Annotated in this window: 9 protein-coding genes; 7 read left to right on the top strand and 2 right to left on the bottom strand. The window is 72.0% G+C overall.

Features of this window, described 5'->3' with window-relative positions; translation table 11 throughout:
• Positions 1-73 precede the first annotated feature (73 nt).
• Complete coding sequence (locus L3K22_RS06365; protein WP_263310636.1) at positions 74-1,384, bottom strand: dicarboxylate/amino acid:cation symporter; 1,311 nt, start codon at positions 1,382-1,384, stop codon at positions 74-76.
• Between the two features lie 182 nt (positions 1,385-1,566).
• Here L3K22_RS06365 and L3K22_RS06360 point away from each other — a divergent pair, with 182 nt between their 5' ends.
• The 7 genes from L3K22_RS06360 to L3K22_RS06330 all read left to right on the top strand — a co-directional run bounded on the left by L3K22_RS06360 (position 1,567) and on the right by L3K22_RS06330 (position 10,404).
• Positions 1,567-2,361 (top strand): ABC transporter permease, encoded by a 795-nt coding sequence (locus tag L3K22_RS06360; RefSeq protein WP_263310635.1) that lies wholly within the window; start codon positions 1,567-1,569, stop codon positions 2,359-2,361.
• Between the two features lie 73 nt (positions 2,362-2,434).
• Complete coding sequence (locus L3K22_RS06355; RefSeq protein WP_263310634.1) at positions 2,435-3,220, top strand: ABC transporter permease; 786 nt, start codon at positions 2,435-2,437, stop codon at positions 3,218-3,220.
• Positions 3,217-4,269 carry an ABC transporter ATP-binding protein gene (locus L3K22_RS06350; protein WP_263310633.1) on the top strand — a complete coding sequence of 351 codons (1,053 nt, stop codon included), beginning with the start codon at positions 3,217-3,219 and terminating at the stop codon, positions 4,267-4,269. Before L3K22_RS06355 ends, L3K22_RS06350 begins: the two co-directional genes overlap by 4 nt.
• Positions 4,270-4,493: 224 nt before the next feature.
• Positions 4,494-5,789: a hypothetical protein gene (locus L3K22_RS06345; protein WP_263310632.1), complete on the top strand. Its 1,296-nt coding sequence runs from the start codon at positions 4,494-4,496 to the stop codon at positions 5,787-5,789.
• A gap of 147 nt (positions 5,790-5,936) precedes the next feature.
• On the top strand, positions 5,937-6,995 hold the full coding sequence (lplAB, locus tag L3K22_RS06340; protein ID WP_263310678.1) for a lipoate-protein ligase LplAB: 1,059 nt from the start codon (positions 5,937-5,939) through the stop codon (positions 6,993-6,995).
• A gap of 186 nt (positions 6,996-7,181) precedes the next feature.
• Positions 7,182-9,863 (top strand): valine--tRNA ligase, encoded by a 2,682-nt coding sequence (valS, locus tag L3K22_RS06335; RefSeq protein WP_263310631.1) that lies wholly within the window; start codon positions 7,182-7,184, stop codon positions 9,861-9,863.
• Positions 9,864-9,891: 28 nt separating this feature from the next.
• Positions 9,892-10,404, top strand: a complete 513-nt coding sequence (locus L3K22_RS06330; RefSeq protein ID WP_263310630.1) for a hypothetical protein — start codon at positions 9,892-9,894, stop codon at positions 10,402-10,404.
• Between the two features lie 67 nt (positions 10,405-10,471).
• Here the strand turns inward: L3K22_RS06330 and L3K22_RS06325 are convergent, their stop codons facing one another.
• Entirely contained in the window at positions 10,472-11,782 is a 1,311-nt protein-coding gene (locus L3K22_RS06325; protein WP_263310629.1) for a hypothetical protein, read from the bottom strand.
• Positions 11,783-11,956 lie beyond the last annotated feature (174 nt).

The raw sequence follows: 11,956 nt of genomic DNA, 5'->3' as shown, positions 1-11,956 counted from the left end.
ACGACAGGAGCGGCCGAGACGACAGGAGCGGCCGACGGCCTTGCCGTCGGCCGCTCCTGCGAGATGCGGGGCCTCAGACCCCGTGGACCTGCTCGTGCCGGCCCACGGTGAGGTCGCCCTCGACCCGGCCCTTCGAGAGCCGGGCCATGACCGCGGCGATCGCGCCGTCGCCGGTGACGTTGGTGGCGGTGCCGAAGGAGTCGATCGCGATGTAGGCGGCGATCATCAGGCCCACGGCCGCCTCGTCGAAGCCGAGGATCGAGGAGAGCACGCCGGCGGCGGCCATGATCGCGCCGCCGGGCACGCCGGGCGCGGCGATCATCACGATGCCGAGCATGAAGACGAAGCCCAGCAGCGCCGGGACGTTCAGCTCCATGCCGGTGACGATCATGATCGCGACGGCGAAGGTGGTGATCTTCAGGGTGGAGCCGGCGAGGTGGATCGTGGCGCCCAGCGGGATCACGAACTCAGCGATCGCATCGGGGATGCCGTTGCGCTTGGTGCACTCGACGGTGACGGGGATGGTCGCGGCCGAGGAGCTGGTGCCCAGCGCCGTCATGTAGGCCGGGAGCATCCGGCCCAGCATCCGCAGCGGGTTCCTCCCCATCGCGAGGCCTGCGACGCCGTACTGGGCCAGCAGCACCACCACGGTCATCGCGAAGACCAGCAGGATCACGGCGAGGAAGGTGCCGATGACGGTCCAGATCTGGCCGTTCATGGTCAGGCCCAGGAACATGCCGAAGATGTACAGCGGCAGCAGCGGCACGATGATCGCCTCGATGATCCGCACGATGATCGTGCGCAGCTGCTCGAAGGACTCCTGCAGGGCGCCCTTCGTCACGAGGGTCAGCCCGATGCCGAGGCAGAAGGAGAGCACCAGCGCCGTCATCACGTCGAACACCGGCGGGATCTCGATCTCGAAGTAGGCCGCGATCGCCGAGTCCTCGGGGTTCTCGAGCGTGCCGATGCTCGCGCCGTCCAGCATCCGCGGCAGCAGCACCAGGGAGATCCCCAGAGCGAACAGCCCGCACAGCACGGTGGAGAGATAGGCGATGCCGGTGGTGGCGGCGAGCATCTTCCCGGCGCCGCGGCCGAGCTCCGCGATCGCCGGGGTCACCAGGCCCACGATGATCAGCGGGATGAGGAAGCCGAGGAAGCCGGAGAAGATCCCGTTGAAGGTGGTGAAGACGCGGGCGATCGACTCGGGCATCACCAGGCCCAGACCGATCGCGAGCACGATCGCGACGAGGATGCGGGGCAGGAGGCCGAAGCGGGGACGACGAGGAGCCGCGGAGGGGGTTGCCGCGGCGGAGTCAGCGGCGCCGCGCGCCGCCGCGGGATCCTCCGCGGCGGGGTCGACGGCGCTGTCGCGATTCGAGTTCATGGGGGTCCGGTTCGCTGAGGAGGGACGGGGACCGAGACAGCGTAGACGGCCGGTGCCCGCAGGCGCTCCCCTGTGGGAAGCACCGTCCGAGCGCCGGGAGCGCCGACGGGGCCGAGGTGCAGGCCCGCGCGGCAGCCGCCTCTGTCTTGTGGCACGCCCCACAGCGCACTAAGCTCGCGCGAGTGTCTGCTCACGGACGGATCGCCGCTGCCGCCTTCCGCCAGTACTCCACCTACCGGATGGCGACCGCCGCGGGCATCTTCACCAACACGGTGTTCGGGTTCATCCGCGCCTCGATCATGTTCGCCGCGATCGGCACGGCGGGCGGCGAGCTCGGCGGGTACACGTTGCTGCAGGCGGCGACCTATGTATGGCTGGGCCAGGCGCTGCTCGCCCCGATCGAGGCCTTCGGCACCCGGGAGGTGTCCCAGCGGGTCCACCAGGGCGACATCGCCGTGGACCTGCTGCGCCCCGTGGACCTGCTGAGCCTCCACTACGCCCAGAAGCTCGGCCGCTCGGCGTTCCTGCTGCTGGCCCGCGGCATCCCGCCGCTGGTGGTGGGCGCCCTCGTCACCGGGCTCGCCCTGCCCGAGGATCCGGTCTCCTACCTGCTCGGCGCCCTCTCGCTGCTGCTCGCGGTCACGGTCGCCTTCCTCGCCGACATGATGGTGAACCTCGCCGCCTTCTGGCTGGTGGAGACCCGCGGGTTGACCGTCGTCTACAACGCCACGATGAACCTGCTCTCGGGCTTCCTCATCCCGATCGTGTGGTTCCCGGACTGGCTGCTGGCGATCGCGCGGGCGACCCCGTTCCCCTCGATGATCCAGACCCCGATCGACACCCTCTCCGGCCGCGTCCCGCCCGCCGAGGCGCTCGGACTGATCGGCGTGCAGATCGGCTGGACGGCGGTGCTGGCGCTCGCGGCCTGGGCGATGCTGCGCGCGGGCACGCGGAGCCTGGAGGTGCAGGGTGGCTGAGCAGGAGAGGCCGGGCGCCGCGAGCGCACGGAGCCGAACGGGGTCGCAGGACCGTGCCGTCTCGACCGCGCGCATGGTCGCGAGCCTCTACGGCTCGCGCCTGCGCTCGCAGGCGACCTTCCGCACCAGCTTCCTCGCCGACGTGCTCGGCCAGGTGCTGATCGTCGGCACCGAGTTCCTCGAGCTGTGGGTGATCCTCTCCCAGGTCGGCGTCCTCGGCGGGATGACGCTCTCGCAGGTCGCGGTGGTCTACGGGCTCGGCGCCCTCGCCTTCGGGATCGGCGACATGTTCTTCGGGGAGATCGACGGGCTCTCGGCGCAGATCCGCTCCGGGCGCCTGGAGACGCTGCTGATCCGCCCGGTGCCGCTGCTGCTGCAGATCTCGAGCCTGGACCTCTCGCTGCGCCGCATCGGAAGGATCGCGGTGGGGCTCGGGATGTACGTGACCGCGCTGGTCATCGCTGGCTTCTCCCCCACCCCGGCGCTGCTGCTGCTCGCGGTGCTGGCCCCGTTCGCCGGAGCGCTGATCTTCGGCGCGCTGTTCACGATGGCCGGGGCACTGCAGTTCTGGCTGGTGGACGGGCGCGAGTTCGCCAATGCCTTCACCTACGGCGGCAACTACGTCGCCACCACCCCCGGCGCCGTGTTCGCCCTGCCGATGCGGGCCTTCTTCACCTTCGTGATCCCGGCGACCCTGATCGCCTACGCCCCCGCCCTCGCACTGCTGGGTCTGCCCGGCCCCGCCCTGGTCCCGTCCTGGGCGGGCTGGATCGGCCTGCCCGTGGCGGTCCTCGCCTGGACCCTCGCCCTGGTGCTCTGGCGTGCGGGGGTCCGTCGCTACACAGGAGCAGGTGGATGACCTCTCACCCCGTCCCGTCCCGCCCGACCCCGTCGGACCCGTCGGCCGCCCGCGGCCCCGACGTCGCGCCCTCCCCCGCGCTCGAGCTCGCGCAGCTGCGCCGTGACTATGTCGTGCGCGCCGCCGCCCCGGGCTCCCGCCGGCGCCGGCGGCAGCAGGTGCGCGCGGTCGACGAGATCTCGCTGCGCATCGAGCGCGGAGAGGCCGTCGGGTTCGTCGGCGCGAACGGCGCCGGGAAGTCCACCACCATCAAGATGATCACCGGCATCCTGCAGCCCACGGCGGGCTCCGTGCGGGTGCTGGGGCGCGACCCGGTGCCGGCACGTCGACGTCTCGCCCGCGAGATCGGGGTGGTGTTCGGGCAGCGCTCGCAGCTGTGGTGGGACCTGCCGCTGCGGGACAGCTACCGGATCCTCGGCGCGATGCACCGCCTGACCGACCGGGCCCTCGGCGCGCGCCTGGACCGGCTCGTGGAGGGGCTGGACCTCGCCGGGTTCCTCGACCGGCCGGTGCGTCAGCTGTCGCTCGGGCAGCGGATGCGCGGGGAGGTCGCCGCGGCGCTGCTGCACTCCCCGCAGCTGGTGGTCCTCGACGAGCCGACGATCGGGCTGGACATGGTCTCCAAGGAGGGGCTGCGTCGCTTCCTGCGCGAGGACCGGGCCGAGCGCGGCACCACCCTGTTCCTCACCACCCACGACATGGGCGACGTCGAGCGGCTGTGCGATCGGATCGTGGTGGTCGCCTCCGGGCAGGTCGCCTACGACGGCGCGCTCGCCGGCTTCCGGGAGCGGCTCGGCTCGCCGCGCGAGCTCGTGCTCGACCTCGCCGCGCCGCGTCTCGAGGCGCTCGCGCTGCCCGAGGGGGCGCGGACCCTGGCGATCGAGGCGGAGGGGATCCGTCACCGGATCGCGTTCTCCGGGGCGGAGCTGACCGTGCCGGCGCTGCTGACCGGGATCGGCACCCAGGCCGAGGTGCAGGACCTCTCCCTCACCGAACCGGCGGTCGAGGACCTCGTGCGCCGCATCAACGCCGGGGACCGTCCCGCCTGAGGGCCGACCGGCGAGCGCCCGGCCGCGGCCGCGGTCGCGCAAGTGTTCCGGGAGGCGCTTACGAACGCTTCCGCGACCGCGTTCCCGACGCCGCCGTCACACGACGACACACGGTGCGCTGCGACCTGCGCTGATAAACACTGTCCCCGGGGGATACTGGTTGATCCACGTTCCCTCCCCGGCAGGGCCCGCCGCGGCGGCCGGGACGCGAGAGAAGGAGGACCATGGCCCGCTCCTACGCCACCGTCGGACAGATGCTCACCTACGCCGTCGAGCGCACGGTCAACGCCCCGGAGAGCGCCGAGCGCACCGAGCGCCCCGTGCGCGCCGACGCGATCCTCCGCCACATGCTCGAGTTCGTGCTGATGGCCCCGCGCAGCCGCCGTGCGTTCCTGCGCACGGTGCTCCGGACCGAGCGCGCCACCGGCAGCATCGTCGCCGCGCCGCGCCTGGACCGCCATTCCCCCGACCTGGTCGCCGAGATCCTCCCGACCTCCCCCGAGTCCGACGACGGCGCCCGCCTCGGCATCGTGGTGAGCACGGACGGGCTGCTGCGCACCACCCAGCTCGAGAAGCACCTGGCCGCGCTCGGCACCTCGGAGCACCATCTGCTGCTGACGGTCTCACGCCGCAGCGACCTCGTCGGCGGCGAGGAGCAGCTGCCCGAGCGGGTGCAGGCCACGAGCTGGCGCTCCCTCGCCCGGCGGATGGCGAAGGCCGACCCCGGCCATCAGGCGCTGTGGGAGACGATCGGGGAGATCGGCGAGAACTCGGGCCGGCCCATCGTGCAGTACCCGGTGGAGGCGAAGCGGCTGCTGACGAAGAAGTCGGTCGCCCGGGAGTTCCGCGGCCACCTCGACGTCATGCACCGCGCCTCCCGCGACCTGCTGGGCACCAGCCCGCATTTCTCGACCCGGCGCGGCCAGACCGACGCCCATCTCCAGGCGGGGGTGCGCCTGCACCGCACCGGCCTCGAGTTCGGCGAGGTCGAGCAGGGCACGCCCGTGCACCTCCAGCGCGCCGGCCACGAGCCGGTTCCGCTGGGCATCGGCCTGCCCCGCACCGACGAGGAGAGGGCGGAGGCGACGGAGCGCCTGGAGACGCTCGCCCGCCGCACGGCCTGGCGCACCGACGAGGGCGCGATGCCCGCGCCGCAGGAGCTGATCGGCGCCCCCGCCTCCCCGGAGGTGGAGGGGGCGCGCCTTCTGCTGTGGGCGGTGCTGAACCCGTTGCTGCTGCGGGACCGCGGCTTCGACGCCGCCCCTGCACGGCGACAGCCGGCGCTGACCGCGACCTCGATGGGGCTGCGCCTGCTCCATCGCGGCGACGAGACCGGGACCACCTACCGGATCTGGGTGGGCGGTGAGCGGGACTGGACCCATCTGATCCCGAAGGTGACGCGCGAGGCGACGGCGGATCGGCCGGAGGAGACCTATGCGGTGGCGCCCCGCAAGAGCCAGTCCACCGCGGACTTCGTGTGGGAGGTCCACCGGGCGCTGCGCTCGCTGACGATCCCGTGATCTCGCGGCCCGTGCTCGTCGGCCCCGTGCCCCGTCGGCACGGCGACTCCGCACGGCCGGCCGGCGCGGCATGACCCGTCGGCCCCGCCGCGGCGCACGGCGATGCGCGAGGATGGGGTCATGGATGCTTCGAGCGAGACACCGGTGATGCACGGCGAGTACAAGGTCCGCGGCGGCAAGCTCGTCGCCGTCGACGTCACCGCCCAGGACGGCCGGATCGCCACGGCGCACGTGTTCGGCGACTTCTTCCTCGAGCCGGACGAGGCGCTCGAGGACCTGAACGCCGCGCTCGAGGGTATGGCGACCGAGGCGACGGCCGCCGAGCTCGGCGCCGCGATCACCGACCGTCTCGCCGCCCTCCCCGAGCCGGTGCAGATGATCGGCTTCGATTCCGAGGCGGTCGCGATCGCCGTGCGGCGCGCCCTCGGGCACGCCTCGAGCTGGGACGACCTCACCTTCGACGTGATCCCGCCCGTCGTCCTCCCCCCGGTGATGCACGTGGCGCTCGACGAGGTGCTGCCGAAGGAGGTCATCGCCGGGCGGCGCCGCCCCCACTTCCGGATCTGGGACTGGGACTCCTCGCTGGTGGTGATCGGCTCCTACCAGTCGCTGCGCAACGAGATCGACGCCGAGGGCGCCGCGAAGCACGACATCGGGGTGGTGCGCCGCATCACCGGCGGCGGCGCGATGTTCATGGAGCAGGGCAACTGCATCACCTACTCCCTCGTGGTGCCCACCTCGCTGGTGGAGGGGCTGAGCTTCGAGCAGGCCTACGCGTACCTGGACGGCTGGGTGATGGGCGCGCTCGCGGAGATCGGGGTGAGGGCCCACTACGTGCCGCTGAACGACATCGCCTCCGAGCAGGGCAAGATCGGCGGCGCCGCCCAGCGCCGCTTCGCCGGCGGCGTGCTGCTGCACCACGTGACGATGAGCTACGACATCGACGCGGACAAGATGGGCGAGGTGCTGCGGATCGGCCGCGAGAAGCTCTCCGACAAGGGCACCCGCAGCGCGAACAAGCGCGTGGACCCGATGCGCTCCCAGACCGGCCTCGCCCGCGAGCAGATCATCGAGGGGTTCCTCGAGTACTTCCGCGCCCGCTACGACACCGTCGACTCGCTGTACACCGAGGACGAGCTCGCGAAGGCCCGCGAGCTGGTGGAGACGAAGTTCGGCACCGAGGAGTGGACCGCGCGCGTGCCGTGAGCGTCGGCTGCGTCGCCGACGGGCTCATGGCGGCATCAGATGGTGCATTCGCCCGACCGTGCCGCCACGGACCCGCTCAGGCCATCGGCCGCTCGGCTCGGGAAGCGGGGAAGGCCGTGGCGCGAGAGCGCTCACAGTGCTGACGCCTGCGTTGCACGGGGACGCAGACCTGGAACAATGACCCCCATGACCGACACCGCATCGCGCCCTGACGCCCAGACCTCGATCCCCGATCGCCCCTCGCTCGAGGGCCTCGAGGAGAAGTGGGACGGCGTATGGAGCGAGCAGCAGCTCTACGCCTTCGACGAGGACACCACCCGTGACCAGGTGTTCAGCGTCGACACCCCGCCGCCCACGGCCTCGGGCTCGCTGCACATCGGCCACGTCTTCGGCTACTCGCAGGCCGACATGATCGTGCGCTACCAGCGCATGCGCGGCAAGAACTGCTTCTACCCGCTGGGCTGGGACGACAACGGCCTGCCCACCGAGCGCCGCGCCCAGAACTACTACGGGGTGCGCTGCGATCCCTCGCTGCCCTACGACCCGGACTTCACGCCCCCGATGGAGGGCGGCTCGAACAAGTCCTCCAAGGCCGCGAACCAGGTCCCGATCTCCCGCCGCAACTTCATCGAGCTGTGCGAGAAGCTGACCACGATGGACGAGAAGTCCTTCGAGGAGGTCTTCCGCACCCTGGGCCTGTCGGTGGACTGGAACCACAGCTACCAGACGATCGACGCCCACTCCCGCGCCACCTCTCAGCGCGCCTTCCTCGAGAACCTCGAGGCCGGGCAGGCGTACCAGTCCGAGGCCCCCACCATGTGGGACGTCACCTACCGCACCGCCGTCGCGCAGGCCGAGCAGGAGGACCGCGACCGCGAGGGCGCCTACCACCGCATCGGCTTCACCCGCACCGACGGCACCGGCGACAAGGTCTGCATCGAGACCACCCGCCCCGAGCTGCTCCCCGCCTGCGTGGCCCTGGTCGCCCACCCCGACGACGAGCGCTACCAGGACCTGTTCGGCACCACCGTCACCTCTCCCCTGTTCGGCGTGGAGGTGCCCGTGAAGGCGCATCCGCTGGCCCAGGCGGACAAGGGCGCCGGCATCGCGATGATCTGCACCTTCGGCGACTCCACCGACGTGATCTGGTGGCGCGAGCTGGAGCTGCCCACCCGCTCCGTCGTCGGCCGCGACGGCCGCTTCCTGCCCGAGGCGCCGTGGATCACCACCGCCGAGGGCCAGGCCGCCTACGCCGAGCTCGCGGGCCTGACCGTGTTCAGCGCGCAGAAGCGCGTGGTCGAGATGGTCACCGAGTCCGGCGATCTCGTCGGCGAGCCGAAGAAGATCTCCCACCCGGTGAAGTTCTACGAGAACGGCGACAAGCCGCTCGAGTTCGTCACCTCCCGCCAGTGGTACCTCACCAACGGCGGCCGCGACTCCTCCGAGGGCGGGCTGCGCGACGAGCTCATCGCCCGCGGCGAGGAGCTGACCTGGCATCCCGCGTACATGGAGTCCCGATACCGCAACTGGGTCGAGGGCCTGGCGGGCGACTGGCTGATCTCCCGCCAGCGCTTCTACGGTGTGCCCTTCCCGGTCTGGTACGCCGTGGGCACCGACGGCGAGACCGACTACGACACGGTGCTCACCCCGAGCGTCGACGAGCTCCCGATCGATCCGACGATCGATGTGCCGGCCGGCTTCACCGAGGAGCAGCGAGGCCAGGCCGGCGGCTTCGTCGCCGACCCTGACATCCTCGACACCTGGGCGACCTCGTCCCTGACCCCGCAGCTCGCGGGCGGCTGGAACTCGGACGACGGGGAGGACGGGCTGTTCTCCAAGATCTTCCCCATGGACCTCCGCCCGCAGGGCCACGACATCATCCGCACCTGGCTGTTCTCCACGGTCGTGCGCTCCCACCTGCAGCAGGACGCGCTGCCGTGGAAGCACGCCTCGATCAACGGCTGGATCCTGGACCCCGACCGCAAGAAGATGTCGAAGTCCAAGGGCAACGTGGTCACCCCGATCGGCCTGCTGCAGCAGCACGGCTCGGACGGCGTGCGCTACTGGGCGGGCCGGGCGCGTCAGGGCGTGGACACCGCCTTCGACGAGGGGCAGATGAAGATCGGCCGACGCCTCGCGATCAAGATCCTCAACGCCTCGAAGTTCGCGCTCGGCTTCGGCGAGGCTCCCGCGGACCCGTCGGGCCGTCTCGCCGCGGATCCGTCGGCGGTCACCGATCCGCTGGACCGGGCGCTGCTCGCGCAGCTCGCGGACGTGGTCGACCAGGCCACCACCGCGAACGAGGACATGGACTACGCCCGTGCCCTCGAGGCCGTCGAGCCGTTCTTCTGGGCCTTCTGCGACGACTACATCGAGCTGGTCAAGGAGCGCGCCCACGGCAACTCTCCGGCCGGCGAGGCCGGTGCCGCCTCCGCGCGGGCGGCGCTCGCGATCGCGCTCGAGGTGCTGCTGCGCCTGTTCGCGCCGGTGATCGTGTTCGCGACCGAGGAGGTCTGGTCGTGGTGGCGCGGCGGCTCCGTGCACACCCAGCCCTGGCCGGAGTCCGCGCCGCTGCGCGAGGCCGCCCAGGGCCAGGACTCCGCGCTCGTGGACTCCGTCGCCCAGGCCGCGATCGTGGTGCGGCGCATCAAGTCCGACGCGAAGGTCTCCCAGAAGACCCCGATCCTCGCCGTGACCGTCGAGGCTCCCGAGGCGGCGCTCGCGCACCTCGAGGCCGCCGCGGCGGACCTCACGGCGCTCGGCCGGATCGAGAAGCTCGAGCTGGTCGCCGGGGCGGGCGAGGGGATCACCGCCCGCGACGTCGAGCTGGGCGAGCCGCCGGTCAAGCAGCCGCGCAGCAAGGCCTGAGCGACCGGACGCGGGAGGAGCGAGGGCCATGCCGATCCGCACGTACCGTTCCGGGGTCAACCGGATGTTCCTGTGGATGGGCGTGGCCATCGTCGTGGTCGCGGTCCTGCTCTTCGGCGCCGTGCCGGTGCTCGGCTGGTCCCTCACGCGCAGCCCGGCCCTGCTCGGGATGCTGTTCGGCCTCCCGGTGTTCGGCCTCGCCGGAGCGGTGATGGCACTGGTCGGGGCGCGGCGCCGCGTGCTCGTCGGCCCGGACCGGGTGACCTGGTACGGGGCGCTCGGGGCCCCCAGCGTCGTCCTGTTCTCGGAGATCGCCCACGTCGAAGTGCCCTCGGGCCGCGGGGGTCCCCGCGCCGTCGCGCTGCATCGCCGCGACGGGAGGGTGCAGGTGATCGGCGCGCTGGCCATGTCCTCGGGAGAGGGCGGCAACAGCGCGGACGGCGCCTACCGGGAGGCGGCGAGCGACCTCGTCGCCTCGCATGCCCGGTGGTGGGCGCAGGCCCGGGGCCCTCAGCAGGGCTGGACGCCGGGACGACGCTGACCCGCCGCGGCTGACCGCCGGCGCTCGGTGCTGGGTGCGACGGTGATCCGGCCGACGGCGACGCTGCTCAGAACGGCCACTTGTCGGAGACGTAGTCAGTGGCCCCCTGGAACGCTCCGGACGCGTCGCCGATCGCGTCGTCGATGTCGTAGTCGCCGGGGGTGAAGGTGTTCACGATCTGGTTGGGATGGACCGCCATGGTGGTGGAGCCGCCGAGTCCGAGATCCTTCGCGATCGATCCGGCGACGCTGACGGAGATCTCGTCGGTGGAGATCGTCCGCCCCGCGCCCGCCCCGACCCCGTAGCCGACCTTCTCGCTGATCGAGGTCGAGCCCGAGAACCAACCGCCGGGCGCGGTCGCCTCGAAGGTCTGGGTCGCCTGCGCCCCGGCGAAGGCCCGGGCGTCGAAGCCCTGGCTGACGCCGTTGACCTGACCGTCCTCGTTGCGCGTGACGTGGGAGTACGCGTTCGCGCTGGCGTTCGCTCCGGCGTACAGGTCCTGCCTGATGGTCCCCGAACTGCCGAGCGGCGAGTCGACGGTGGCGTACTGCGTGGAATAGGCGCCGAGCCCGGCGCGGGCTCCGGCGGCGAAGCCGTCCGGTCCGACGGTGCCTCCGGCCTCCGCGTAGCCCTCCGCGCCCACCCGGGCGCCGGCCTGGATCCCGGTCCCGAGAGGTCCTTCGAGGCGGTCGTCGATGCCGATCTCCGCGCTCCCCCGCCCGCCGAGGGTCCCGGTCACGTTGCCGTACGGATCGGTGGTGACGTTGGTGCCGGCGCTGTAGTCGTATCCCGCGTACCCGTCGAGGAATCCGAAGCTCTCGTCGATCTCGCGCCCGTCCCACAGCGAGTCGCCGCCGGCGATCTGCTCGCCGATCGGTCGGTCGTCCCCGTACTTCGCGCCGCGCGAGGTGAAGCCGGGATCGCCGAAGAACTCCTGCGGCCCGTCGCCGTCGCCGCCGGTGAACCAGTCCTCGAGGTCCTTGCGGAGGTGGTCGATGACGCCCGGGGTGAGGGGCAGTCCGGGGATCGGCGCGGGCAGCGGCATCAGCGGGCCCGGGAAGGGCACCGGGAACAGGTCACGCAGGACGTCCAGCAGTCCGCCCCCGTCCCCGGCGGAGGCCTCGTCCTGCTCCTCGGCGTGGCGGCGGATCTCCTCGCCGCGGCCCTGGAGGTCCTCGGCCTTCGCGCGCAGGCCGGGCGCGATCACCCCGTGCCATAGAGCGCGGAACGCCATCGCGTCCGGTCCCATCCACGGCACGGAGTCGATGAGCCTCGTCGCGGCGTCGGTGATCTCATCGACCGTCCGCGATCCCTGCTCGAAGGCGGCCCCCTGCTGTCGCATCTGCTCCGTGTCGCCGCCCTGGAAGCCTGCCAACATCTCTCCCCCGAAGTCCTCGTCGTGCGACGGGATCGTGTCCGGTCCCGCCCCGCCCCTCTGCTTCTGTCGGCCGAGCCGGGCACGGCGACGCAGCTCAGCCTAGGCAGACCGTACTGCGCCGACCATGGGGAGTACTCCCCATCGACGGGCCTCGAGGCCCGCCGTGCTGCGACG

The sequence above is a fragment of the Brachybacterium atlanticum genome, assembly GCF_025669985.1.
GTDB lineage: Bacteria > Actinomycetota > Actinomycetes > Actinomycetales > Dermabacteraceae > Brachybacterium > Brachybacterium conglomeratum.
This window is presented reverse-complemented; position numbering and strand designations above follow the sequence as displayed.